General features: G+C 64.3%; 21 protein-coding genes. 6 read left to right on the plus strand and 15 right to left on the minus strand.

Features of this window, described 5'->3' with window-relative positions; translation table 11 throughout:
- Positions 1 to 42 precede the first annotated feature (42 nt).
- Positions 43 to 888 carry an MNIO family bufferin maturase gene (gene bufB, locus AAHM40_RS23595; protein WP_342246853.1) on the plus strand — a complete coding sequence of 282 codons (846 nt, stop codon included), beginning with the start codon at positions 43 to 45 and terminating at the stop codon, positions 886 to 888.
- Positions 879 to 1,646, plus strand: coding sequence for a DNA-binding domain-containing protein (locus AAHM40_RS23600; protein ID WP_342246854.1), 768 nt, complete (start codon positions 879 to 881; stop codon positions 1,644 to 1,646). The genes bufB and AAHM40_RS23600 overlap by 10 nt, the downstream gene beginning before the upstream one ends.
- Before the next feature lie 26 nt (positions 1,647 to 1,672).
- Here AAHM40_RS23600 and AAHM40_RS23605 read toward each other — a convergent pair whose 3' ends face one another.
- The 15 genes from AAHM40_RS23605 to yaaA all read right to left on the minus strand — a co-directional run bounded on the left by AAHM40_RS23605 (position 1,673) and on the right by yaaA (position 20,831).
- Positions 1,673 to 2,503, minus strand: a complete 831-nt coding sequence (locus tag AAHM40_RS23605) for an SDR family oxidoreductase (RefSeq protein ID WP_342246855.1) — start codon at positions 2,501 to 2,503, stop codon at positions 1,673 to 1,675.
- A gap of 43 nt (positions 2,504 to 2,546) precedes the next feature.
- Positions 2,547 to 3,008, minus strand: a complete 462-nt coding sequence (locus AAHM40_RS23610) for a multidrug transporter (protein ID WP_342246856.1) — start codon at positions 3,006 to 3,008, stop codon at positions 2,547 to 2,549.
- A 119-nt stretch (positions 3,009 to 3,127) separates the two neighbouring features.
- Entirely contained in the window at positions 3,128 to 4,570 is a 1,443-nt protein-coding gene (locus tag AAHM40_RS23615; RefSeq protein WP_342246857.1) for a mannose-1-phosphate guanylyltransferase/mannose-6-phosphate isomerase, read from the minus strand.
- A 136-nt stretch (positions 4,571 to 4,706) separates the two neighbouring features.
- On the minus strand, positions 4,707 to 5,351 hold the full coding sequence (locus AAHM40_RS23620; protein WP_342246858.1) for an alginate O-acetyltransferase AlgF: 645 nt from the start codon (positions 5,349 to 5,351) through the stop codon (positions 4,707 to 4,709).
- 69 nt (positions 5,352 to 5,420) lie between these two features.
- Positions 5,421 to 6,569, minus strand: a complete 1,149-nt coding sequence (locus AAHM40_RS23625) for an alginate O-acetyltransferase (protein ID WP_342246859.1) — start codon at positions 6,567 to 6,569, stop codon at positions 5,421 to 5,423.
- Positions 6,570 to 6,581: 12 nt separating this feature from the next.
- Positions 6,582 to 8,075 (minus strand): MBOAT family O-acyltransferase, encoded by a 1,494-nt coding sequence (locus AAHM40_RS23630; protein ID WP_342246860.1) that lies wholly within the window; start codon positions 8,073 to 8,075, stop codon positions 6,582 to 6,584.
- Between the two features lie 175 nt (positions 8,076 to 8,250).
- Positions 8,251 to 9,348: a mannuronate-specific alginate lyase gene (locus tag AAHM40_RS23635; RefSeq protein WP_342246861.1), complete on the minus strand. Its 1,098-nt coding sequence runs from the start codon at positions 9,346 to 9,348 to the stop codon at positions 8,251 to 8,253.
- 14 nt (positions 9,349 to 9,362) lie between these two features.
- Entirely contained in the window at positions 9,363 to 10,793 is a 1,431-nt protein-coding gene (locus tag AAHM40_RS23640) for an alginate O-acetyltransferase AlgX-related protein (RefSeq protein WP_342246862.1), read from the minus strand.
- 11 nt (positions 10,794 to 10,804) lie between these two features.
- Entirely contained in the window at positions 10,805 to 12,352 is a 1,548-nt protein-coding gene (algG, locus tag AAHM40_RS23645; protein ID WP_446731613.1) for a mannuronan 5-epimerase AlgG, read from the minus strand.
- A gap of 41 nt (positions 12,353 to 12,393) precedes the next feature.
- The gene (locus AAHM40_RS23650) at positions 12,394 to 13,839 is read right to left on the minus strand and encodes an alginate export family protein (protein ID WP_342246863.1); all 1,446 of its coding nucleotides are present in this window, start codon (positions 13,837 to 13,839) and stop codon (positions 12,394 to 12,396) included.
- Between the two features lie 15 nt (positions 13,840 to 13,854).
- Positions 13,855 to 15,228 carry an alginate biosynthesis TPR repeat lipoprotein AlgK gene (algK, locus tag AAHM40_RS23655; RefSeq protein ID WP_342246864.1) on the minus strand — a complete coding sequence of 458 codons (1,374 nt, stop codon included), beginning with the start codon at positions 15,226 to 15,228 and terminating at the stop codon, positions 13,855 to 13,857.
- A gap of 13 nt (positions 15,229 to 15,241) precedes the next feature.
- Positions 15,242 to 16,402: an alginate biosynthesis protein Alg44 gene (locus AAHM40_RS23660; protein WP_342246865.1), complete on the minus strand. Its 1,161-nt coding sequence runs from the start codon at positions 16,400 to 16,402 to the stop codon at positions 15,242 to 15,244.
- Between the two features lie 29 nt (positions 16,403 to 16,431).
- The gene (gene alg8, locus AAHM40_RS23665) at positions 16,432 to 17,913 is read right to left on the minus strand and encodes a mannuronan synthase (protein ID WP_342246866.1); all 1,482 of its coding nucleotides are present in this window, start codon (positions 17,911 to 17,913) and stop codon (positions 16,432 to 16,434) included.
- Positions 17,914 to 17,972: 59 nt separating this feature from the next.
- Entirely contained in the window at positions 17,973 to 19,283 is a 1,311-nt protein-coding gene (gene algD / locus AAHM40_RS23670; protein ID WP_342246867.1) for a GDP-mannose 6-dehydrogenase, read from the minus strand.
- Positions 19,284 to 20,051: 768 nt separating this feature from the next.
- Positions 20,052 to 20,831 (minus strand): peroxide stress protein YaaA, encoded by a 780-nt coding sequence (gene yaaA, locus AAHM40_RS23675; RefSeq protein WP_342246868.1) that lies wholly within the window; start codon positions 20,829 to 20,831, stop codon positions 20,052 to 20,054.
- A gap of 420 nt (positions 20,832 to 21,251) precedes the next feature.
- Here yaaA and AAHM40_RS23680 point away from each other — a divergent pair, with 420 nt between their 5' ends.
- The 4 genes from AAHM40_RS23680 to moaE all read left to right on the plus strand — a co-directional run bounded on the left by AAHM40_RS23680 (position 21,252) and on the right by moaE (position 23,897).
- Entirely contained in the window at positions 21,252 to 22,643 is a 1,392-nt protein-coding gene (locus AAHM40_RS23680; RefSeq protein ID WP_342246869.1) for a PhoH family protein, read from the plus strand.
- A gap of 81 nt (positions 22,644 to 22,724) precedes the next feature.
- Positions 22,725 to 23,195, plus strand: a complete 471-nt coding sequence (gene moaC / locus AAHM40_RS23685) for a cyclic pyranopterin monophosphate synthase MoaC (protein WP_028628602.1) — start codon at positions 22,725 to 22,727, stop codon at positions 23,193 to 23,195.
- Between the two features lie 2 nt (positions 23,196 to 23,197).
- Positions 23,198 to 23,446, plus strand: coding sequence for a MoaD/ThiS family protein (locus AAHM40_RS23690; RefSeq protein WP_271410984.1), 249 nt, complete (start codon positions 23,198 to 23,200; stop codon positions 23,444 to 23,446).
- Between the two features lies 1 nt (position 23,447).
- Complete coding sequence (gene moaE / locus AAHM40_RS23695; protein ID WP_342246870.1) at positions 23,448 to 23,897, plus strand: molybdopterin synthase catalytic subunit MoaE; 450 nt, start codon at positions 23,448 to 23,450, stop codon at positions 23,895 to 23,897.
- The last annotated feature ends 63 nt before the right edge of the window (positions 23,898 to 23,960 follow it).

A 23,960-nucleotide genomic window follows, 5' to 3' on the forward strand; every position in this document is an offset into this window, starting at 1 on the left:
CTGGGGTGGCCTGCGGGCCACCCCGATCCAGGGAGACCTGCCATGCATGAGCACCCATCCAGCCTGGGTTTCGGCCTGGGCTTGCGAAGCCAGTATCACCAGGAGGTGCTCGAACGACAGCCCGCGGTGGACTGGTTCGAGGTGATCTCCGAGAACTACCTGGTAGGCGGCGGCAAGCCGCTCTACTACCTGGATGCCATTGCCGAGCGCTATCCGCTGGTGATGCACGGGGTGTCGCTGTCCATTGGCGGCCCGCACCCGCTGGACCATGATCATCTGCTGCAGTTGAAGGCACTTGCCCAGCGCATCCGGCCCCGCTGGGTCTCGGATCATCTCTGCTGGAGTCGTGGCAACGCCCACCAGCTCCATGACTTGCTGCCGCTGCCCTTCACCGGAGAGAGCCTGGCCCATGTGGCCGAACGGGTCCGGCAGGTGCAGGATGTGCTGGGCCGGCCGTTGGTGCTGGAGAACGTTTCCAGTTACCTGCGCTGTACCGACAGTGAGATGAGCGAATGGGAATTCCTCGCCGCCCTGGTGGACCTCAGCGGCTGCGAACTGCTGTTGGATGTGAACAACGTGTATGTCAGCGCGCGTAACCAGGGATTCGAGCCCTGGGACTTCATCCGCGCACTGCCGAAAACTGCCATCCGCCAATTGCACCTGGCCGGTCATAGCGACTACGGCCGCTACCTGATCGATACCCACGACGCACCGATCTGCGATCCGGTCTGGCAGCTCTACCAGCGCACCCTTGAGCACCTGGGCCCGGTGGCCACCCTGCTGGAGCGTGACGACCACCTGCCGCCCCTGGATGAGCTGCTGGCCGAGTTGGGCAAGGCGCGGGAACTGGCTGATGTCACGCTCGGAAAGGAGGTGGTATGCGCCTGAGCGAATTTCAGCAGCGCTTCGAGGCCTACCTGCTGGATGAATGCGGCCTAGCCGACGCCGAACTGCTCGCAGCCATTCGTGGCGGCCCGGAACTGGGCGCGCTCCAGGGCTTGCAGATTTACCATCATGCCTTCCGCGCACGGCTGGCCGAGGCGCTGCGCGGCGACTACCCGACACTGCATCACTGGCTCGGCGACGATGAGTTCGAAGCCCTGGCCCACGCCTACCTGCGTGCCCATCCGTCCCGGCATTTCAGCCTGCGCTGGCTGGGGGCGAGTCTCGCCGATTTCATCGAGTCCTGGATGGTGCCGGATCAGTCCGCGCCCTTGGCCGAGCTGGCGCGGCTGGAATGGGCCTTCACCCTGGCCTTCGACGCCCCGGCGGATGAGCCGCTGACCCTGGAGCAGATGGCGCATTTGCCCGCTGAAGACTGGCCCGAGCTACAACTGGCTTTGGTGCCCAGCGTGCAGCGGGTGCCGTGCCGCCATAACAGCCTGGCCCTGTGGCGGGCGGCCAAGGATGGCCGCGAGTTCCCTGGCAGCCAGCTGCTGGAGCGAGCCGAACTGTGCCTGGTCTGGCGCCAGGGGCTGGTGGGGCAATACCGCAGCCTTGCCGAGGAAGAGGGTTATGCATTGCTGGGCATGGTGGCGCAGGGCTGGAGCTTTGCCGGCCTGTGCGCGGAACTCGGCGATCCGATGCTGGCGGCTGGCTGGCTGAAGCTGTGGATAAGTGAGGGTGTGGTCAAGCGCGCAGGCTGAGTCTGGCGCCATCCGACCGGCTTTGCCTAGAGGTCGACGCCCAGTCCGAAGCGCTTCTTCAGCACCCGCTCCAGCACGCCTCTTGGCACCCAGCGCGCCAGCAGCGGCAGAGCGCGGCTGCCGTTGCCGATGCGCACCAGCGCCGGGCGCGGTGTGCGTTGCACGGCAGCGAGGAGGGAGCGGGCGAAGTCCGCGGCCGAGGTGGGATTGTCCTGGGACGCACGGGCGCGGGCGCGAATGCCTTCGCGTACCGGCCACCAGGGCGAATCCTCGGCGATCAGGGCTTCCGCCTCGCGAGTGGCGCTGGCGCCGAAACTGGACGCGATAGCGCCGGGCTGCACTTCCATCAGTTCGATTCCGAACGGCGCCAGTTCCAGGCGCAGCGCATCGGAAAGGGCGTGCACCGCAGCCTTGGACGCGCAATAGGCGCCAGCGAAGGGGGTGACCAGCACGCCAGAGACGCTGCCGATGTTCACCACCAGGCCGCGGCGCTTACGCAGCAGCGGGAAGCAGGCGCGGGTCACATCCACCAGGGCGAAGACGTTGGTGTCGAACTGCTTGCGCAGGGCTTCGACGCCGCCATCGAGCAAGGGACCCATGGCGCCGTAGCCGGCATTGTTCACCAGCACATCGAGGCCGCCTTCCTCCCGTTGCAGTCGTTCGGCCAGGGCCGCCACGGCAGCCTGGTCATTCACGTCCAGTTCAATGGCGACGAAGCCGGCGGCTTCCAGTTCGGCAAGGTCCCGTGGTTTGCGGGCGGTGGCCCAGACGCTGTAGCCAGCCGCCTTGAAAGCGTCGGCCAGGGCGCGGCCGATGCCGCTGGAGCAGCCGGTGATCAGGGCGGTGGGAGTGGGCATGGCGAGTCCTTGTGCGCGGAATGTCGGGAGAGGGGAGTAATACTCAGTCGACAAATGTGCCACGCAGATTGGTGGCGCGAAACTCCAGCGATTGGGCTCGATAACCCTGGCGAATGGGCGGCAGGGAGAGGCAGTCCTGCCATTGGGCGCCGGGTTGCAGTTCGGTGGGGCCGAGGTAGCGTGGATGGTCGTAGCTGGGCTGGGCGAGGTTGATGGCGTCACCGGGGCGGAAGGCCTGCACCTGCCAGGCGAAGTCACGCAGTACAGCATCGGCTCCGTTGCGCACGGAGATTGCCAGGGGGCGATCGGCCGGGCAGCGGTCGTCGAGGCGGAACTGGATTTCCAGGCGGGCGAAGCGTTGCTCGACCACACGCTCCTGCCAGAGTACCCAGGCGGCCACCAGACCCAGGCCGGCCACGGCGGCCATTGAGAGCGGCAGTGCCTTGGCCGGGTAACGCAGCAGCAGGATGAGCCAAGTCAGTATCAGAACGATGCCAATCAGCATGGGAAGACCTCCTTGAGGCCTTCCATGCTAACAAGAGTGTCCATGTCCGCCGAGGGCGATGTAGGAGCGAGCTTGCTCGCGAAAGGTTGCCCCTTCGCCAGCACGCTGGCTCCCACGGGTCAGCGGGCGATGCTGTGCACGGCGGCCGACTGCGGGGCGCGACCGTAGACGTCATCCAGACGCTCGATATCGTCCTCACCGAGGTAGCTGCCCGACTGCACTTCGATAATCTCCAGCGGGATCTTGCCCGGATTGGCCAGGCGGTGCACCGAGGCGATCGGGATGTAGGTCGACTGGTTTTCGGTGAGCAGGAACACCTTGTCGTCGCAGGTCACCTGGGCGGTGCCGGAGACCACGATCCAGTGCTCGGCACGGTGGTGGTGCATCTGCAGCGAAAGCTGCGCGCCGGGTTTGACGGTGATGTGCTTGACCTGGAAGCGGCCACCCATGTCCACCGAATCGTACGAGCCCCAGGGGCGGTATACGGCGCAGTGATTCTGGGTTTCGCTGCGGCCGTCGGCGTCCAGCTTGTTCACCAGTTTCTTCACGTCCTGCACACGGTCCTTGTGGGCGATCATCATGGCGTCCTTGGTCTCAACCACGACCACATCGTCCAGGCCGATCACCGACACCAGCTTGCCGTTGCCATGCACCAGGCAGTTGTGGCTGTCCTGCACCACCACATCGCCCTTGGTGACGTTGCCATCGGCATCCTTCTCATGCACGTCCCAGATCGAGCTCCAGCTGCCCACGTCGTTCCAGCCGGCATCGAGCGGCACCACGCAGGCGCGGGCGGTCTTCTCCATCACCGCGTAGTCGATGGAGTTGTCCGGGCAGCAGGCGAAGGTGGCCGAGTCGATGCTCACCGCGATGCCGTCACGCTTGCTGCGTTCCAGGGCCAGCAGACAGGTGTCGTAGATATCCACCTCGTGGTGCTTGAGCTCTTCCAGGAAGCGGCTGGCGCGGAACAGGAACATGCCGCTGTTCCAGAAGTAGTCGCCGGATTCCACGTACTGGCGCGCCAGTTCTTCGTTCGGCTTTTCGACGAACTCGGCGACGCGGCTGATGCCTTCTGGCAGCGCGCCATCGGACTTGCTGCGGATGTAGCCGTAGCCGGTTTCCGGGCGCTCGGCGGGTACGCCGAAGAGCACCATTTCGCCCTTGTCGGCGGCGCAGGCGGCCAGTGCCAGGGCCTTCTGGAAGGCAAGCGGGTCGCGCAGCACATGGTCAGCCGGGAGTACCAGCATCAGCTCGTCGCGGCCCTCGGCAACCAGTTGCATGGCGGCGATGGCCACGGCTGGCGCGGTGTTACGGCCGAAGGGCTCCAGCAGCATGGCTTGGGGCTGCAGGCCGATGGCATCGAGCTGTTCCTGCACGATGAAACGGTGATCCTGGTTGGCCACCAGCACGGCCGGTTGCATGCCTTCGAAGTCCAGGCGCTGCAGGGTTTGCTGGAACAGGGTCTGTTCGCCGGTGAGGGCGAGGAACTGCTTGGGATACTGCTTGCGCGAAAGAGGCCAGAGGCGAGAGCCGCTACCGCCAGAAAGGATCACGGGAATCATGGTGTTTCTCCTAGAACTGTCATGGGTTTGGGGCGCTGCTTCCATCGATCACATTTCTTTCTTGTTCCCGCCCTCTGCGTGGCAGGTGGGTCCGACGCGGTTCAGCCCGCGCCGGCTACTGCTTCGTTGCCGCTGCTCAGGATTCCGCCGGGCGCTTGACCCAGACCGGGGAGAGCTTGCTGCCGCTGCCGGTGATGTAGAGGCAGACCACCTCGCCGCGCTGCAGTGAGACGGGCTTGAGGTCGCTGACTTTCTTGTCGCCGTCGAACAGGGCGAGGCCGACTTTCACCGGGTTGATCTCGCGCTCGCCGCGGCCTTGCGGGGCGACGTCCTCGACCACCGGGGTCTTGCCGTCGGCGGTCTTCAGGGTGAGCTTGGCGTCGGACAGGTTCTGCACGCGCAGCAGGGCTTTCTGCTTGTTCCTGAAGGGGGGCTCTTCGACCAGTTGCGGGTTCTGGCCAGTCTGGTTGACCAGGGTGTAGTAGCGGTCGGCCTCCAGCTTCACCGAGAGGCTGCTGCCGCCCACCTGGGCGCTGTAGTTGCCGGCGGGGAGGAACTTGAAGTCGCTGGAGCCCAGCGGCGGCACGTCGGTCAGCGCGGTATTGCCGACGTTGACGCTGAGCTCGCTGCTGCCGGCGTTGTAAGCGCGGACGAAGGCGGACCCCTTGGGCGCCTTCGGGCCGTACAGGCCGCCTTCATCGGCCTGGGCCTGCAGCGCGCCGAGACCCAGCACCAGGGCGCAGGCATAAGACGTCCAGCTGCGGTTGTTCTGTCGGTTCATGAGGTGTACCTCCATCTTCTCTCTTGATCGGGCCGCTGACGGCCCTGCGTTCCCCTTGCGGGGGATTTCTCAGTTGCCCGAGCGCGAGGCCAGGCGTTCATCGGTGCCTGTGCCCTTGCGCAGACCGGCGACCCATTCGGGGTCGAATTCGGACAGGTCGCTCAGCATCGGCAGGTAGCGTTCCGGGAACTCCCAGATCACCAACTGCGGCGGGGCATCCTTCAGCTCGTCACTCTTGAGGTACTTGAGCATCGGCAGGATCGGGCCATGGCCGTCCTCGGCGTGGTTGACCAGGTCGCGCTGCAGGGCCTGGCGCAGGGCGCCGGCGAAGTTCCACTTGTCGTTGGCGCTGTAGCTGGTGCCCACCAGCACTACGGGCACGTCGCTTTCGGCGAACAGGGCATCAGCGCCGGTGTCTCCCGCGTCGTCGTTGCGGGTGGCGCGCTTCTGCAACTGGTCCGGCGCCGGCATCAGGTTCTCGAACAACGGGTCCAGCGGCAGGAAGCGCGTCAGGTCGCCCTTGTAGGCATCCACGCCCTCGGCTTCGGTCACGTATTGCTGCGGCGTGCCGCGCAGGGTCATGGCCTGGCCAACGGCCTGGCCCAGGCGGCCGGCGACCACTTCGGCGCCCAGCGGCGTCCAGTGGGTGTCGGTGCGCAGGAAGACCTGGCCCTGATTCTTGGCGTCTTCGAGGGTGGCGAGCAGGTCGGGGGCGATGATCCCCGCCTTGCGCGCTGCGCCGCGGAAGCGCTCGTAGAGGTCCTGGCGCAGGGCGGAGGGGGTGGCTTCGCCGACATGCTCGGGATAGAGGCGTGACTTGGCCGGGACGATGGCCAGCATCAGTTCCACGTCGTGCCGCGCCAGCTCGTCGCGCACGCCCTGGATCAGCGCCAGGTTATCGCGCATGTGACGACGGCCATCGGCGACCGGGTCGAACTCTTCATCCGAAAAGAGCCAGCCGTCCTGGCCGATGACTACGCCCTGGCGGCCTTCGCCGAACAGCTTGTAGTCCATCAGGGCCCAGAGGTTGGTACCCAGCTGCTTGACCGGGAATTCCTCGTCGTAGCGCTTCTCGAAGGCCAGGGCCAGCTTGCCGTCCAGCACGCTGGTTTCCTTGGCTGCGGAAAAGCCGAAAACCACGCGCATGGACCACAGGCAGAGGGCCAGCAGCAGGCCGCAGAACAACACGATGTAGAGCAGGTTCAGGGTTCTGTTCATGGTCGGCTCCACTCAGAACTGGAAGTACAGGAAGGGCGAGAAACTCTGCGCCGAGAGCTTCAGCACCGAGGCGGCGAACAGCAGGAGCACGGCAGCGTGGAAGGCCAGGGCGCCAATCTGCAGGCGAGCGCGGGGCAGGGCGGCGCTGCCGTCGGCATTGATGGCGATGCCGTCGTCGTCTTCGCGGGCACGGGCCTTGGGCGCGCCGGCCAGCGGCTGGGCGTAGAACTGGCGGATACCGCAGATGGCCAGCACCACGTAGGCCAGCACCAGGGTGGCGATTTGCAGGCTGGTGAGCTGGGCGCGGTTGAGCTCGGAAAGCTGCCAGTCACCGAAGCTGAACATGGCGGCGTACATGCGCCAGGCGACGTCCAGGTTTTCGGCGCGGAAGATCACCCAGCCGATCACCACCAGCAGGAAGGTGAAGGCCCACTTCAGCGGGTTGATCGCCCTTGGCGCGGCGTTCACGCCCAGGGCGCGCTCGATGGCCAGCCAGGCACCGTGCCAGGCGCCCCAGATGATGTAGGTGAAGTTGGCGCCGTGCCACAGGCCGCCCAGCAACATGGTGAGGAACAGGTTGCGGTAGGTCTGGAAGGTGGTGCCGCGGTTGCCGCCCAGGCTGATGTACAGGTAGTCGCGCAGCCAGGTGGAGAGGCTGATGTGCCAGCGCCGCCAGAACTCGGTGATGGACTGGCTGATGTAGGGCTGGTTGAAGTTCTCCATGAAGCGGAAGCCCATCATCAGGCCGAGGCCAATGGCCATGTCGCTGTAGCCGGAGAAATCGAAGTACAGCTGTGCGGTGTAGGCCAGCGCGCCGAGCCAGGCGTCCCCCGTGGTCGGGTCGGAGAGGGCGAAGCAGTGGTCGGCGATGGGCGCGATACTGTCGGCGATGAAGACCTTCTTGATAAAGCCCTGCATGAAGCGCGTGCAGCCCTCGGCGAACTTGTCCACCGTGTGGGTGCGGTGGTTGAACTGGTCCACCAGGTCCTTGAAGCGCAGCACCGGGCCGGCGATCAGGTGCGGGAAGATCGCCACGAAGGCCGCGAAGTCCACCAGGTTGCGGGTGGCCGGGGTGTCGCCGCGGTACACGTCGATGATGTAGCTGATGGACTCGAAGACGTAGAAGGAAATCCCGATCGGCAGCAGGATGTGCGTGAGCACGAAGGGCTCCATGCCGAAGGAGGCGATGATGGCGTTGAGGCTGTCGACGCCGAAGTTGGCGTACTTGAAGTAGCCGAGGACGCAGAGGTCCACCGCCACGCCGAGGAGCAACCATTTCTGCGCCGTTTTCGTGCGCACCCCAGCCGCACCGATGCGCAGGCCGATCCAGTAGTTGAACACCGTCACCGCAGCGAACAGTGCCAGGAAGTCGATGCGCCACCAGGCGTAGAAGATGTAGCTGGCGACCAGCAACAGCAGGTTTCGATAGCGTGTCCCGACCAGGTAGTACAAGCCGAGGAAAATCGGCAGGAACAGGAACAGGAACACGTTGGAAGAAAAGACCATCCGAGTCTCTCCAGTGAACGTTTGATTTCAGTCCCACCATCGAGGTGGGGGCGTCATTTCTCCCCTCTCCTTCTAGGAGAGGGGCCGGGGGTGAGGGATGTCGAGCCTCGCGCGGAGTCCAACTTCCCTCACCCCAACCCTCTCCCTCAGGGAGAGGGGGCTGTCCGAGTGCAGGTCAACTCCCACCCTCCTTCTTCGGGTGGAACACCTGGGTCACGTCCCCGCCGAGGCGGAAGGTCTTGTAGGGACCCATTTCGTTTTTCCACTCCACCGTCGAGGCGGAGCAGGAGTAGAGCGAGCACCAGGGCTCCAGCCAGGCGAACTTGGCGTGCTTCTTCAGCTCGCTCATGTCCTGGTCCTTGCCGGTCTTCTTGTCGAAGGCGCCCTGGTCATCCACTCCGGCGATCACCTTCTCGCCGAGGCGGCGCAGCGCACCGTCGTTCTCTTCGCGCAGGTCCACGCCGTTGGCCTGGGCGAAGCTGGCGACCATGGCGAGCGGCGGCAGGCTGTAGTTGTGGTAGGCCAGCGCGCGTTGCTTGCGCTTGAGTTCGTTGGGCAGGAAACCGTCCTGGTCCACCTGGCCGGCGGCCACGCGGAACTGCGCCACCGACCAGTCGAAGAGGTCCTGGCGGTTGGTCGCCACGGCGGAGGCCATCACTGACCAGGCGGCCCAGTAGGAGTGGTTGTTGATCTTCTTCAGCGGCAGGCCGCTCCAGTCATGCACCACTTGATCGGCCAGGCGCGAGAACCAGGACTCGATTACCTGGGTCTGGGCGCGGTAGGGCGCCAGCGGCTGCGACTCGGAGAACTTCAGGCGCAGGTAGGCCGAGGCCATGCTGCCCAGCGCCCATTTGCGCATCGACTTGCCGGTGTGGTTGTACGCCGTGCTCAGCAGGGCGTTGGCCTGGGCCCAGTTGCCCAGCCACTGCAGGGTGCATTCGAGCTGGGTGCGCTGGCCCTTGCGCATGTAATCCATGACCATCTTGCTGACGCCGCGCTCCATCTCGGTGATGGCGGCGGTCTTCTCGCGGAAGGCTTTCTCCGCTGTCGGATTGAGCGTGGCGCGGGCCTTGTCCGAGCCCTCGTACTTGCTGCGGAACTCCAGTTTGGCGGTGTAGGGCGCCGGCGGCGCCTTGCAGGTGCCAGCCGACTTGGCGTCGATGTCCACAGGGGCGTAGTAGCCCCTGGGCGGCACCAGGTCGGCGGCATGGCTCTGCCCGGCGAGCAGGATGCCCGCGAGCAGGGGAGCGATCAGCCAGGGTCTGGTGTTCATGGTTACCTCCTTCCTCACTCGGCCTTGGCCGTGAGGTTGTCCCCGCCCTTGCCGGGACGTGCGCAGAGGCTCACCTCGACGCTGAGGTCCTGGGGCATCTGTTCGGGGCTGTGGATTTCCAGGGCGAGCAGGTTCAGGTCGGCCCAATCCGGGTCGTTACGCAGCTCGAAGGCGTAGCGGCCACCGGTGTCGATTCGGTCGCTCTGTTCCAGCTTGAAGTTCTCGCGGCGGCCGTTGAGGTACCAGATGGTGGTCTTGGCCTCGTGAATGGATGGGTCGCTGAAACGCAGGTCCACCTGGTAGTCGCGGCCGCGCAGGTCGCGCAGTGGCGCGCCTTTGCCGTTGACCAGCACCTCGTTGGCGCCGGGCTTGAGCTTGACCTTGTTCTTCAGCACCGCCGGGCGGCCTTCGCAGCCGTTGTTCACCATCGGCACTGCCTGGCGATAGAAGCTCGCCTGGCCCATGTCGTAGTGGGTTGCGAATTCCCAGATCAGCACCTTGGGCGTGTTCTCGTGGAATTCCTTGCTGCTCATGTATTGCATCAGCGCGCTCTCGAAGCCACCGCCGCTGACCGCCATGTTCAGCACTTCGGCGCCGCTGTGCTGTTGCAGGAAACCGGCGAAGTTGTAGGCCGGGCCGCTGTTACTCGTGCCCACCAGGGTCACCTTCGGGTTGGACTCGTCGCCGAACAGGCTGTCGCCGCCGCTACCACCCGATGCTTCGGTCTCGAAGCGGTCGACGTACTGGGTGGCATAGCCGCCGGTGCCGCAGAGCTGGGCCGCGGTCTTGTGCAGGGTGCCGGCCTTGGGCAGCAGGCCGACCACCTTGCTCTGGAAGTCCTTCTTCGGGATGTCGTTGAAGCCGGGGATCTGCTTCAGGGTTTCGGCCACCAGCTTGGCGGTGCGGTCGGCGCCGGCCGGGGTCCAGTGGTGGTCTGCCTTGAAGTAGTAATCGGTGCCCACGCCTTTTTCGTCGAACAGCGGAGAAAGGTCGGTGGCCCAGATACCGGCCTTGCGGAACTGGTCCACGGCGGCCAGGTAGTTCTTCTTCGCCAGGTCGTAGTTGAAGTGGGCCTTCTCTTCCGGGGTCAGCTTGTCCCGATTGATCAGGCCACGGGTCGGCTGGTAGACCACCATCAGCTCGACACCCTTGGCTTTCAGCGCATCGCGCAGGCGGCGGAACTCGCGCCAGCCATAGGGCGTGGTGCCGAAGTCGGTACGCAGGTCGTACTGGGTGCGGAACAGCCAGTCGCCCTGGCCCTGCACCAGGGTGGTGAAGAAGCTCAGGTACTTGGTGTTGTAGCTGGCCGGGTTCTGGGCGACCGCGCAGAGCGGACCGGTGCGTTGCACGCTGTATTCGGGCGCCGCTTGAGCACCCTGGGCGGCGGCCAGCAGGGCGGCGGCCAGGGCGGAGGGGGTGAACCAGTAGCGGGAAAGTCTTTGCATGATCTCGTACCTCAATCCTGGAGTTCGGCCTGGCTCTCGACGGGGTCGATCAGCACCGCCTGCTTGCGGCGCACCATCAGGTCGAGGATTTCGTCCTGCTTTTCGCCGAGGATGCCGGCGAAGCTGATGCCGGTGGATTTGCTCGGGGCGAGCAGCTCCACGCGGTACAGCTCGACCGACAGGGGCGAGTCGATGGAGAGGGGGCTGGAACCGTTGCCGGCGAGCTTGCCGCCCACCAGGATCATCGAGACCTTGGTATCGAAGGGGTCGAGTTCGATGTTCCGGTCGGTGTCGGAGAGGTCCTTGATGTGGCCGTACACGCCGGTCAGGCCGTTGGCTGCCGAGAGGTTTTCGTACAGGCGGATGTTCACGCTGTTGCGCACGCGGATGCCGTGGCGCTGGTTGCTGAGGATCTTGTTGCCCCAGAGCAGGTTGTTCGAGCTTTCGTAGATCGTGATGCCGTCGGCGTGGTTCTGGTAGACCTCGTTCCAGGCCACCAGGTTGTTGATCGAGTTACGGTCGATGACGATGCCCGAGAGCTTGTTGTCGTAGCTCTTGTTGTGGACGATCCAGCTGTCGTCCACCTCACGGGAAATGATGATGCCGTGCTTCTTCCTGGTCCCGTGCACGGTGTTGTGGGCGATGATCAGGCCGCGGGAGCGATCGTGCGGGTCGATGCCGTAGACGATGTTGTCGCGGTAGGTGTTGCCCTTGATCACCACGTTCTCCGCCTCGAAGCAGTAGAAGCCGTACCAGTGGTCGACGAACTCCGAATCCAGCAGCCAGCCGGTGGGCGCCGGGCGCTTCAGGCGCTTGGCCTGGCCTGGGGTGTACTGGGTGATGGAGACGCCGTAGGACTTGGAGCTGTCGTAGCCGAGGCTGGTGACGGTGCTGCTGACGATGTACAGCTCGCTGCCGCCCCAGGACACCAGGAACGGCCGGAACTCATCGGGCTTGCGGAACGAGGCCGGGGCCTTGTCCTGCTCGCGCCAGGCGGTGAGCCGGGTGCCGGTGATGAACAGCTTGCCGTCGTTGACCAGGAAGGCGCCGCGCTCCTGGGAGAGGCGGAAATCCTTGGTCGCCTTGCCGATCTCCAGGCTCGCGCCCTGGGTCACGACCAGCGGCAGGCGAGCCAGGTAGACGCCCGGCTCGGTCTCGCTGAACTGACTGTCGGGCAGGGCCTTGGCCAGGTCTTCCGGGGTCACGTAGCCGCCTTCGATGAAGATCGCCTGGGGCATGGCCTGCTGGCGCTTGACCCACTCGCGCAGGCGCTCGTCGCCGCCGATGAAGTCCTTCAGCGCATCCTGCTGGAGCATGCGCTTGACCACCACGCGGCCGCGGGTCTTGCGATCGATCTTCGCTTCCACCGCCTGGGCGGTGTAGCCGGACATGTTCGGCAGCTCAGGCGTTTCCAAGTGCAGTTGTTCCGCCGGCGCGGTGGATACCGTGTAGTTCTTGGTTTCCTTGAGCTCCTGGGTCGGCTCGGCGCCCTGGACCCAGGGCGCGGCGAACTGCAGCGCGCCAAGCATGACGCCGCTTGCCAGCAATGTGGTTCCCATGCTGCGTTTCATGGCTGTTCCTCCCATGCGCCGGACGTCCATCAGATGCGCCAGATGAAGTCGACAAAGGCGCGATGCATCAGCGAGTCGGTGCCGCTGCCATAGGCATCGCCCGGCTTGAACACGCCGCCACGGAAACGCACCAGGGCAGAACGATCATCCAGGTGCTCGACCATGGAGGCCGGCAGCAAGCCCTGCTTGAAGTACTTGGTGACCACAAGGTCGACTTCCTGGCCGATGTCCTTCTCGCCGTCTTCCAGCGGCGCGATGATCCCGCTCTGGCCCACGTCCTGGTTGTCGTCGACGCGCCAGAAGCGGTGGTAGACCAGGCTCGCGTCATAGTCCTCGCCCATCTGCCAGGAGGTGAAGGCGCTGCCCACCTGGAGGTTGCTCAGCTCGCCGCGGAAGGCCTCGCCGAAGCGGTGCATGCGCGCCTCGGTGCCGGTGAAGTTGGAGCGGTTGCTCTCCAGGCCGGTCTGGCGGAACTGCTCGGAACTGTCGTCATCGCCGCCGCCGCTGCCACGGGCGTAGGCGCCGCCGACCTTCCACTGATCGTCGATGTTCCAGCGCAGGCCGAGGTCCAGGGCCCAGGCGTCGACATCGACGTTGCGCGAGCCGCTGGCGATGGTCTGGTTGCCCAGGTTGGCCTGCTCCAGTTCGTCCACGTCGCCGGTCAGCCAGGTGGCCTGGGCCCAGTAGTTGAGCGGCAGGGTGGAGCGACGGTCGAAGAAGCCGCCGTCGGCTTCCAGGCCCAGCCAGGTCAGGTCGCCGGTGGTGCGTTTATCCAGTTCGTCGACTTCTTCGCCCACGTTGGGCAAGTCGCCGTTGTCGCGGCTGTGGTGCAGCTTGGCGCCGACCCAGTGGCCAGGTTGCCACTGGGTGGAGATGTCGCCGAAGAAGTGCTGGCGGTCCTCGTCTTCCGGCGCCAGCTCGTCGATATCGGTGCGGTAGTCGCTGAAGCGCTCGGCGACGCCGGCATGGGCGCGCAAGAGTGTGGTATCGAAGCTCCAGCGCAGGGACTCGATGTTGGTGTCCCACCAGGTGCCTTCCTCGCTGCGCACGCGCTGGCGGCCGAAGCGCAGGTGCTCGCCCGGGTAGGCGGTGAGGCCGCCGTAGTCGACCCAGAATTCACGCAGGGCCAGGTAGCTCTTGTCCGGCTCGCGGCCGTCGTTGCGCTGGCTGGAGTCGGACTCGATATCGCCGGACTCCAGGGTATCGGTCTCGACGATGTCGGTGGCGGTGACCGCCTGGCCCATGGCGAAGGCGCTCCACTCGCCGCGCTCGCCATAGGCCCAGGGGCGCAGGTCGAGACCGATGCCCTCGACGTCGCCGCCGTTGCGGGTGCCGAGGTCGCGGTCGTCTTCCGACTGGGCGGTGATCTTCACGTCCAGGCCGAAATTCTTGTCATCGTTCTGTGCGGCATGGGCGATGCTCGCGGCCAGCAGGGACAGGCCCAGGCCGGCGCTGATCCAGGGTTTCAGGTTCATGTTCGGTAGTTGTCCTTATTGGGTCTGCATGGCTTGCATCTGGGCGGCGCCCTGCACGGTCGCACCGCGCAGCTCGCGCTCTTCGCGCAGGAGCTGTTCGGCGCGGGTGCGGTCGGCCGGCGGCAGTTGCTGTTCCACCCGTTGCGCCAGCTCCAGGGCCTGCGGCGTGTTCTTGGGCAGGGCGAGCTGGCTGAAGACGTAGGCGTTGACCAGGTTGGGCTGGATACCCTTGCCCTGGGCGTACATCTGGCCGAGGGCGAAGTCGGCGTTGATCTGGCCGTTGCGGGCGGCGCTGAGCAGGTGCTCCAGGGCCTTGTCCGGGGCGATGTCGCCCAGGTAGCCGCGCAGGTAGATCTGGCCCAACAGGTAGTTGGCGCTGGGCTCGGTGGGGGCGGCCTTGAGCAGGTGCTCCTCGGCCTTGCGCGGGTCCAGGGGGACCAGCTTGCCCTCGTAGTGGAGGCGGCCGAGCAGCAGTTCGGCCCGGGGCTGGGAGGCGGCGCGGCCTTTTTCCAGGTAGTCCAGCATCTGCTCGGTTTCGCCGAGCGCCGGGTATTCGTAGAGCAGCTTGGCCAGGCTGACCCAGGCGGCGGGGTAGGCCGGGGCCACTGCTTCCAGCAACTCCTTGGCCTTGCCTTCGTCGGGCTTGCCGAGGTCGGCGTCTGCCAGCACCTGCGCCACCGACTCCACACGCTGGGCGTGGATGCGCCCGGCGTGGTAGCCGGACATCAGGCCATCCAGCAGTTTCTGCTGGGCGTCGCTGTTGCCCTGCTTCTGGTAGACGGTGGCCAGCTCGACATAGCAGACATCGGCCACCGCCAGGTTGGCGGTGCAGATCCGCTCGATCTCGGCCAGGTGCTGATCGTAGGTGCCCTGGGTGCGATAGAAGAGGATCTGCGCCAGCTCGGCCTGGATGTGGCCTTCGGCACGCCATTGGGCGATGCGCGCCGGGACGTTCACCTGCGGGAAGTCCTGCGGGTACTGCAGGTAGAGCATCACCAGCGGCAGCAGGCTGCTTTCCTCGCCGGCCTGGAAGGACTCTTCCAGCAGCTGCGCGGTCTCGCGGCGCTCGGCCTGGCTCAGCGCCGTCTTGCGTACCAGCAGCTTGCCCAGGCGCGCCTTGGCGCGGGGCGACTGGTCCATGGCCTGGCGGTAGGTCTGCTCGGCCTTATGCAGCTGCGCGGGGTCACCGCTGGCCACCTGCATGTCGGCCAGGCCGACCGCGGCGTCGGCGTAGCCGAGGTCCGCCAACTGGCGGAAGTTCTGCTCGGCGGTGGCGCTGTCACCGCGTTTAAGCGCTTCGGAAGCGAGGCGCTCGTCGGGCAGGCCGGCGCAGCCGGCCAGGGCCACGGCCGCAGCCAGCAGCAGAAGTGGGGAGGCGTGATGGGCCATGGTCGAGCCCTCCTTAGAAGCCTGCGGCCAGCGCGCGGTCGACCAGCCAGTCGAGGGACGGGCCGCGATCGACGCTGACTTCCACCGGCTGGCCGGCGAGGGAGCTGGGCAGCGGCTCGTCAGGCTGGATGGTGGCGCGGATGTCGGCGGACATGCTGCCGTCATGCAGGTTGCTGCTGAGGATCTTGCCGTGGCGCACCTGGTCTTCGCCGGCCACCTGGAAGGTGACGCGAGCGCCTGGCTTGGCCTGGGCGATGTTGCGGAAGGCGAAGCGCGCCTGCACGGTGGCCTGGGTGTCTTGGGGCACCAGTTCGAAGATCACGTCGCCTTTGCTGGCGAACTGGCCATCGGCGACGAGCTGGCGGGCGATCTTGCAGTTGCAGGGGCTGGTGAGCGTGCCCTTCATCTGCTTGCCGAAGAGTTCTTCGACATTGCTCGGCGACAGTTGAGCGTCTGTCAGGTGGCCCTTGAGCATTTCCAGCATGGTGGCGCTGAAGGACGCGATTGGGGCGCCTTTCTCGATGCTGGTGTCCGGGCCCACCAGGCTCTGCACGGTACCTTCGCGCGGCATGGTGACCTGCAGGGAGGGCACCGCGACCATGGCCGAGTTGGCATGGGTGACGAAGTAGAGGCCGTAGAGGGACTTGCTGATGTAACCGAAGGCGCCGAGGCCGACCACGAAGATGCCGAGGCTGAAGGAGACGGCCTTGAGGCGCCCGAGCGCGCTCATGCCACCGCCGGCGCCGCCCTTGCGCGGCTTGGTGAAGTTCTCGCGCTGCAGGGTGTTGAGCAGGTCGCCGGCGCTGACCAGCTCGCCCGAGAGGTGCGCGCTGATCAGGTAGCGCAGGGTGGCGATGTCGCGCGGTTGCAGGTTGTGGAAGACGCAGCCGATGCGCTCATTGCGGGTGTCCACGGCGCGTACCTGGAACTCCACGTCCAGGCCCAGGCTGAGGCCGTCGATCTGGAACATCAGGCGGCCTTTGTGGTGGTCGCCGACATTGGCGCCCGCGCGGCCAGCGGTGAAGGCGAAACCGCCGGCGGAAACGTCCAGCAGCGACGCCTCGAAGCGTTCGCCACGGGCGATGTAGCGGACTTTGCCCGGGATCTTCACCCGCGCGTGCTGGCGCTGGGCTTCGGATTCATGCACCACATTGAGATTGACGGCTGTATTCATGGCTTCGATTCCTGTCAGTTTCCTTGTGCTCACACGATCGCCAGCAGCGTGGCGATGAATACGCTGGTTGCGGAGAAGGTCATGGCGCGTGAGGACCAGGTGTTGAACCAGCGCGAGAAGCTGGCGAGGTCACGGTTGAGCTTGGTGTTCTGGCGGGTCCAGGACTGCTGGTCGAGGCGGAAGAAGACATAGATCTTCACCAGCGCCCCGACGATCTGGTTGTAATAGAGGATCAGCGGATAGGCCGGCCCGATCCGGTGCCCAGTGATGCTGAGCAACAGGGTCAGGACGAAGCGGGTGAGGCCGATCCACAGCAGGTACACCAGCAGGTAGGCGATGCTGTACTTCAGGCTGGCGATGATGGCCACGGCCAGGCCCAGCAGGCAGGTCCACATCGAGGCGCGCTGGTCGGCCAGTACCACGGTGGTGAACCAGCCGAGGCGACGCGGACCGAGCGCCAGGGCGCGGGAGTTCTGTCGCAGGTTGTTGCCGTACCAGCGGAACATCAATTTGCGGCTGGCCTTGATGAAGCTCTTCTCCGGCGGGTGCTCGACCGTGTTGATCGCAGCGTCCGGCACGTAGAAGGTGTCGTAGCCCAGGCGCATCAGGCTGTACCAACTGGACTTGTCGTCACCGGTGAGGAACTGGAAACGCCCCAGGCGCCAGTGGTCCAGGTGGTCGCTTTCCACGTCGGCGATGAAGTCCGGGTCGGTCACTACCTGGGCGCGGAACACCGACATGCGGCCGGTCATGGTCAGCACGCGCTTGGAGAGCGCCATCGAGCACATGTTGAGGTGGCGCTGGGCGAAGCGCAGCTTGTGCCACTCGCTCATGATGTAGCTGCCGCGCACTTCGCAGAACTCATTGGTAGTCAGCCCGCCGACATTCGGGAAAAGCTTGAACCAGGGCACGGTCTTCTTCACCACGCCTTCTGCCAGCACCGTGTCGCCGTCGACCACCGCCACCACCGCGTTCTCGTCCGGCAACTGCCGGGAAATGGCGCGGAATCCGTAGGCCAGGCCGTCGCGCTTGCCGGTGCCGGGAATGCGTACGAAGTCCAGCTTGACCCGCGAAGGCGGTGCCAGCTTGGCCCACAGGTTTTTCACCAGCAGTTCATCGGAGAGTTCGACGATGGAGCAGACCACGGTAGTCGGATAGCCGCAGTTGATGGCTTCCTGGATCACCGAGCGATAGACCATGGCGGTGGTCAGGGCCTCGATGCGGAAGCTGGTCACCAGCAGGAATACGTGGGACGGGTCAGCCGCGTTGCCGAGCTTGGCCAGGCGCCGCTTGTACCAGGGGTAGACGACGTAGAGAAATAGCGTGCCGCGCACGAAGTGCAGGGCGCCCATGGAGTAGCGCCAAATGCCCACAGCCCCGATCAGCAGCAGGAAGTGCTTGGAGTCGGGGTCGAACACCGACTTGGGCAAAGCCAGTGCCAGCAGCATCAGCGCGATGAGGTAGAACAGCCAGCCCGAGGCTTCGAGCAGGCCATGCTTGATCTTGTCCATAGAGTCGTCCTGGGCTCGTTGGGCGTATGCCCCCTTCCCGAGGGAAGGGGGCAGGGCGCTTACCAGCAGATACCCTCGGCGTTGCCGTGGGTGGCCTTGGGCATGAAGCCCACCAGGTCGATCACCTGCTTGCCGGCAGGTGCCTGTTGCGCCAGCGGGGCGAACAGCTCGTCACGGTTGCCCAGGACGATGATGTCGGCCTTGTCGACCACCGCGTCGAAGTTGCTGTCCAGCAACGAGGACACATGGGGGATCTTCGACTCGATGTAGTCCTTGTTGGCGCCGTGGACGCGGGCGTACTCGACGTTGCGGTCGTAGATGCTGAGGTCGAAACCCTTGCCGATCAGCATCTCGGCCAGTTCCACCAGCGGGCTTTCACGCAGGTCATCGGTACCCGCCTTGAAGGACAGACCGAGCAGGGCGACCTTGCGTTTGTCATGGCCGGAGATGATGTCGAACGCCTTCTGCACCTGGCCGGCGTTGCTGCGCATCAGCGAGCCGATCAGCGGGGAGTCCACGTCCAGCGAGGTGGCGCGGTAGTTCAGCGCACGTACGTCCTTGGGCAGGCAGGAACCGCCGAAGGCGAAGCCAGGGCGCATGTAGTACTTGGACAGGTTGAGCTTGTTGTCCTGGCAGACCACGTCCATCACCTCACGGCCATCGACGCCGACCGCCTTGGCGATGTTGCCGATCTCGTTGGCGAAGGTGACCTTGGCCGCGTGCCAGACGTTGCAGGTGTACTTGATCATCTCGGCCACTTCGATGTCCTTGCGGATGATCGGGGCGTCGAGCTCGCGGTAGAGGGTCTCGAGTACGTCGCCGGCGGCCTTGTCCAGTTCACCGATGACGGTCATGGGCGGGTAGTCGTAGTCCTTGATCGCGGTGCTCTCGCGCAGGAACTCGGGGTTCACCGCCACGCCGAAGTCCACGCCGGCCTTCTTGCCGGAGCAGTCTTCGATGATCGGGATCACCACGTTCTTCACAGTGCCCGGCAGCACGGTGCTGCGTACTACCACGGTGTGGCGCTCGGACTTGTCGCGCAGGGCGAAGCCGATCTCGCGGCAGACGCCCTCGATGTAGTCCAGCGACAGGTCGCCGTTCTTCTTGCTCGGGGTACCGACGCAGATGAAAGACACCTGGGTTTCACGCACCGCACCGGCGACATCGGTGGTGCCGCGCAAGCGGCCGGTTTTTACGCCTTGTTGAAGAAGTTCTTCCAAGCCCGGTTCGACAATGGGCGATTTGCCATTGTTTATCAGGTCGATCTTAGTCTGAGATACGTCGACGCCGACAACTTCATGACCACGAGCAGAGAGGCAGCCGGCGCACACTGCACCAACATAGCCCAAACCGAAGATGCTGATTCGCATCGTATTCACCTCGTCCTTTCAGCACGCTGTTTAATATGTGACGTTAGTGTCACGTCCGTTTGCACTGTTATGTTGCAACTGCAATTTTTCAGTGCACAGGCATGATTAATACCGGACGCCAAAGTTAGGGCGCCTGAACTGGGCATGTCGTTACGCTTGCCCGGGTAGAGTCCTGAGCTGATCGCCGCAAGGGCTCTGGCTCGTTGGTTTTGTCCAGTAGGTCGAGTTTGTTGCGCTTCTCCTTAATCAACTTATTTGGTTTTCACCAGATAAAAACTACCCCTCGGCTGTGCGCCGATAGTTATCAAGGCAGTTTGAGATCACACCGAAATATGGTGTGAAGAATTAAGTCACGGGGGTATGAGTGTCCGTCTTTTCGGATAGTTCCTACCGTTCGTCCCTGAATTTGCCTATTGCAGTTTTTTGACTACGCCCCATGTCTGCTCGGTGGCATTCTCAGAGTTGGCTTGCTTGGGAAAAGTTCCAGATAGTGAAAATTGCAGGTTTTCAGTGATTGCATTTTGCAAGTTGGCCACTATAAGTGCGCATGTTGGCCAGCATTAAAGTGGTATCTATGCCGGCCATATGATCTTGAAGTGATATTGGAAACTGCAGTGGCAATTACGTGGCACGCGGGAGTTGATTGGCGTGCGCTCGCAGGTTGGGCAGAGCGCCGCGAAGTCCAACGGCGGAGGGGGCAAGCGGGGCGGGAAGTTACGCTTCCAGGGGCGGAAACAAGAACCCCGCCGGGCGGCGGGGCTGTTTGCATCAATCTACGGGATGGTCGCGCAGGAACACCAGGCTGTCAGGCTTGGAGTGCTCCACGGAGTAGCGGTAGCCCTGGTAGTTGAAGTCCTTCAGGCCTTCGGGGTCCCGCAGGCGTTCCTTGATCACGTAGCGGGCCATCAGGCCACGGGCCTTCTTGGCGTAGAAACTGATGATCTTGTACTGGCCGTTCTTCAGGTCTTTGAACTCGGTGTCGATGATGCGGGCGTTCAGGGCCTTGCGCTTGACCGAGCTGAAGTATTCGTTGGAGGCCAGGTTGAGCAGGATATCGTCGCCCTGGGCCGCCAGGGCTTCGTTGAGCCAGCCACTGATGCGCTCGCCCCAGAAGGCGTAGAGGTCCTTGCCGCGGGCATTGGCCAGCTTGGTGCCCATTTCCAGGCGGTAGGGCTGCATCAGGTCCAGCGGGCGCAGCAAGCCGTAAAGGCCGGAGAGCATGCGCAGGTGCTGCTGGGCGAAGTCGAAGTCGGCGTCAACGAAGTCTTCGGCGTTGAGGCCGGTGTAGACGTCGCCCTTGAAGGCCAACAGGGCCTGTTTGGCGTTGTCCGGGGTGAAGTCCGGGTGCCAGCTGCCATAGCGGGCGGCGTTGAGGCCGGCGAGTTTGTCGGACAGGTGCATCAGCTCGGCGATCTGCGCAGGGCTGAGCTCGCGCAGTTGCTGGATCAGCTCCTGGGCGTGGTCGAGGAACTCAGGCTGGGTATGGCGCGAGGTGACCGGCGGGGTCTGGTAGTCCAAGGTCTTGGCAGGGGAAATCACCAACAGCATCGAATCGTCTCCTTCGGGAACGCGACGATTCTAGGGATTTGCGTGTGTTGGCTCCACCTATACCGCCAATAGGCAGACGGGACGTCTCAGACGGATCGACCGCCAGGGACGGAAAAATCGGGTGGATTCTTGAGGAGGGGACTTTCGACTTTAACGGGCACTCTCCTACGCGCCAAGGGGTTTTTGTCGTGGTGTGAAAAAAGACTCGTACAGGCAAAAAAGTTCTTTTTTCTGTCATCCCGAATGGAGTATTAACAAAGCAGACCGCCGAACCCTGCAGACAGGTGGCGGCCATCGGCCCTCACCTTGTTGGCAGCATCCTCCGAACGGCATGACCCGGAAGGGGGAGGTCGGCGGCGCTCCGCGGCGGAGCGCCAGCCTGGCATTCCGTCGCTTGGCCCTATAAGAAGGTGACCGAGTATGGATGACCACGGACGCTCCCGCCCTACCGCTCCAACCTTGTACGCGCTCGACACCAACGTCCTGATTCACGATCCCAACGCATTGTTCAATTTCCAGGAACACCACGTGGCCATTCCGATGACCGTGCTGGAGGAACTGGACAAGCTCAAGACCGGTAAACAGGGGGTTGCCGCTGAATGCAGGCAGGCCATCCGTAACATCGACAAGATCCTCAGTGGTGCCACCCCTGAGGAAGTGGAGCACGGGGTAGCCATCCAGCGAGAGAAAAGCGGCCCTTGCGGCTTCCTCTCGATCCTCATGAGCAAGAGCGCAGCCCCCATCACCTGGCTGCCCGAAGACCTCAACGACAACAAGATCATCAACCAACTGGTGGAGCTGAAGAGCCGCAGACCGGGCATGTCCGTGGTGTTGGTGACCAAGGACATCAACATGCGCCTGAAGGCTCGGGCGTGCGGGATCGACTCGGAGGACTACCACACCGACCAGTTGGTGGACGATGTGTCCCTGCTGTCCCGTGGCTATCACGACATGCCGGGCTCCTTCTGGGACCGCGTGAGCAAGGTCGAGACGCGTCAGGACCACGGACGCACCTGGCACCGGGTACAGCTCACCGACAACTTGCCGGCGGTACACGTCAACGAGTTCATCGTCGACGAGCAGGGCTTTGTTGGCTGGATCAAGGGCATCAAGGCCGATGAACTGCTGATCCTCGACCTGCACCAGGAGCCGCTGCTGCATCAGGAAGCCTGGGGCCTGCGTCCGCGCGACGTGTATCAGGCGCTGGCGCTCTATGCGTTGCTGGACCCGGACATCCACCTGGTCAACCTCAGTGGCGCGGCGGGTTCCGGCAAGACCATCCTGGCGCTGGCCGCGGCCATCGAGCAGACCATGGTCAGCAAGCGTTATCGTCGCATCATCGCCACCCGCAGCGTGCAGGGCCTGGACCAGGAAATCGGCTTCCTGCCCGGCACCGAGGCGGAGAAGATGGAGCCCTGGCTAGGAGCGATCACCGACAACCTTGAAGCCTTGCACATGGATGACGAGAACACCCACGGCAGCGTGGATTACATCCTCAGCAAGGTGCCGCTGCAGTTCAAATCCCTGAACTACATCCGCGGCCGCAGCTTCCAGCAGAGCCTGATCATCATCGATGAGTGCCAGAACCTGACGCCGCACCAGATGAAAACCATCATCACCCGTGCCGGCACCGGGTCCAAGGTGATCTGCCTGGGCAACCTGGCGCAGATCGATACTCCTTACCTCTCCGCGCCCAGCTCGGGCCTGACCTACCTGACCGAACGCTTCAAGGACTTCCCCCACGGCGTGCACATCACCCTCCAAGGTGTGCCGCGCTCCGTGCTGGCCGAGTACGCCGAAGCCCACATGTAACGCTCACCTCCCGCCGGGCGGCACCTGCCGCCCGGTATGGGTTTCTGTATACAATCTGTCTCCTGTCCGAGGAGACTTGCAGTGCTTACCCATCTCGATTCCGAAGGTCGCGCCAACATGGTCGATGTCACCGACAAAGCGGTGACTTCTCGTGAGGCGACGGCTGAAGCCCGTGTGCGCATGCGCCCGGAAACCCTTGCCATGATCCAGGCCGGCGGCCATCCCAAGGGCGACGTGTTCGCCGTGGCGCGCATCGCCGGCATTCAGGCGGCGAAGAAGACCTCTGACCTCATCCCTTTGTGTCACCCGCTGATGCTCACCAGCGTCAAGGTAGAGCTGGAAGCGGAAGGGGAGGACTGCGTGCGCATCGTCGCCCGTTGCAAGCTGGCCGGGCAGACCGGTGTGGAAATGGAAGCGCTGACCGCTGCGAGCGTCGCCGCCCTGACCATCTATGACATGTGCAAGGCCGTGGACCGTGGCATGACCATCGAAACCGTTCGCCTGCTGGAAAAGCTGGGCGGCAAGAGCGGCCACTACCAGGCCGGGGAGTAATGATGATTCGCGTGCAGTATTTCGCCCGTTACCGTGAAGCGCTCGGCATTGAAGGCGAGCAGCTCAACTGGGATGCGGCGTTCGCGAAGCTGGATGATCTGCGTCAGCACCTGTTGGCCCGTGGCGGTGTTTGGGAGGTGCTTGCCGAGCAGAACCTGATGTGCGCCCGTAACCAGGAACTGTGCAGCCTGGACGAGGCCCTCGCCGATGGCGACGAGGTCGCCTTCTTCCCCACGGTTACCGGAGGCTGAGATGGCCATTCGCGTGCAGGAAACCGCCTTCGATCCCGGTGTTGAGCTCAACGCGTTGCACGCGGCCAATGTAGGCATTGGCGCGGTGGTTGGCTTCGTTGGCTACGTGCGCGATTTCAACGAGGGCCAGGACGTGGCGGGGATGTTCCTCGAACACTATCCGGGCATGACCGAGAAAGCCCTGGAGAAGATCGCTGGTGAGGCGCGGGAGCGCTGGCCGCTGCTCAATGTGGATATCCTCCACCGCGTCGGCCGCCTGGAACCGGGCGAGCCGATCGTCTTCGTTGGCACCGCCAGCGCCCACCGGCAGGCCGCGTTCGACGCCTGCAACTTCATCATGGACTACCTCAAGACCCGCGCGCCCTTCTGGAAGAGCGAAGACACTGCCGAAGGCCCGCGCTGGGTAGAAGGGCGCTGCAGCGACAAGGCGGCGGCCGAACGCTGGAAATGAACCTGGTGAGGACTGCTTTTCTCTAGGGGCGAATTCATTGGCTATGTCTGCGTTAAGTGTTGC

The sequence above is a fragment of the Pseudomonas sp. OTU5201 genome, assembly GCF_038440135.1.
In the GTDB taxonomy this organism is placed as follows: domain Bacteria; phylum Pseudomonadota; class Gammaproteobacteria; order Pseudomonadales; family Pseudomonadaceae; genus Metapseudomonas; species Metapseudomonas resinovorans.

Excerpts from the sequence above, each read along its gene's own strand:
- AAHM40_RS23680 (WP_342246869.1), top strand. The coding sequence starts at position 21,252 with ATGGATGACCACGGACGCTCCCGCCCTACCGCTCCAACCTTGTACGCG.
- AAHM40_RS23620 (WP_342246858.1), bottom strand. The coding sequence starts at position 5,351 with ATGAACCGACAGAACAACCGCAGCTGGACGTCTTATGCCTGCGCCCTG.
- AAHM40_RS23615 (WP_342246857.1), bottom strand. The coding sequence starts at position 4,570 with ATGATTCCCGTGATCCTTTCTGGCGGTAGCGGCTCTCGCCTCTGGCCT.
- alg8 (WP_342246866.1), bottom strand. The coding sequence starts at position 17,913 with ATGGACAAGATCAAGCATGGCCTGCTCGAAGCCTCGGGCTGGCTGTTC.
- AAHM40_RS23605 (WP_342246855.1), bottom strand. The coding sequence starts at position 2,503 with ATGCCCACTCCCACCGCCCTGATCACCGGCTGCTCCAGCGGCATCGGC.
- AAHM40_RS23640 (WP_342246862.1), bottom strand. The coding sequence starts at position 10,793 with ATGCAAAGACTTTCCCGCTACTGGTTCACCCCCTCCGCCCTGGCCGCC.
- AAHM40_RS23660 (WP_342246865.1), bottom strand. The coding sequence starts at position 16,402 with ATGAATACAGCCGTCAATCTCAATGTGGTGCATGAATCCGAAGCCCAG.
- AAHM40_RS23635 (WP_342246861.1), bottom strand. The coding sequence starts at position 9,348 with ATGAACACCAGACCCTGGCTGATCGCTCCCCTGCTCGCGGGCATCCTG.
- AAHM40_RS23600 (WP_342246854.1), top strand. The coding sequence starts at position 879 with ATGCGCCTGAGCGAATTTCAGCAGCGCTTCGAGGCCTACCTGCTGGAT.
- algG (WP_446731613.1), bottom strand. The coding sequence starts at position 12,352 with ATGGGAACCACATTGCTGGCAAGCGGCGTCATGCTTGGCGCGCTGCAG.
- AAHM40_RS23690 (WP_271410984.1), top strand. The coding sequence starts at position 23,198 with ATGATTCGCGTGCAGTATTTCGCCCGTTACCGTGAAGCGCTCGGCATT.
- bufB (WP_342246853.1), top strand. The coding sequence starts at position 43 with ATGCATGAGCACCCATCCAGCCTGGGTTTCGGCCTGGGCTTGCGAAGC.
- AAHM40_RS23650 (WP_342246863.1), bottom strand. The coding sequence starts at position 13,839 with ATGAACCTGAAACCCTGGATCAGCGCCGGCCTGGGCCTGTCCCTGCTG.
- moaE (WP_342246870.1), top strand. The coding sequence starts at position 23,448 with ATGGCCATTCGCGTGCAGGAAACCGCCTTCGATCCCGGTGTTGAGCTC.
- algK (WP_342246864.1), bottom strand. The coding sequence starts at position 15,228 with ATGGCCCATCACGCCTCCCCACTTCTGCTGCTGGCTGCGGCCGTGGCC.
- yaaA (WP_342246868.1), bottom strand. The coding sequence starts at position 20,831 with ATGCTGTTGGTGATTTCCCCTGCCAAGACCTTGGACTACCAGACCCCG.
- algD (WP_342246867.1), bottom strand. The coding sequence starts at position 19,283 with ATGCGAATCAGCATCTTCGGTTTGGGCTATGTTGGTGCAGTGTGCGCC.
- AAHM40_RS23630 (WP_342246860.1), bottom strand. The coding sequence starts at position 8,075 with ATGGTCTTTTCTTCCAACGTGTTCCTGTTCCTGTTCCTGCCGATTTTC.
- AAHM40_RS23625 (WP_342246859.1), bottom strand. The coding sequence starts at position 6,569 with ATGAACAGAACCCTGAACCTGCTCTACATCGTGTTGTTCTGCGGCCTG.
- AAHM40_RS23610 (WP_342246856.1), bottom strand. The coding sequence starts at position 3,008 with ATGCTGATTGGCATCGTTCTGATACTGACTTGGCTCATCCTGCTGCTG.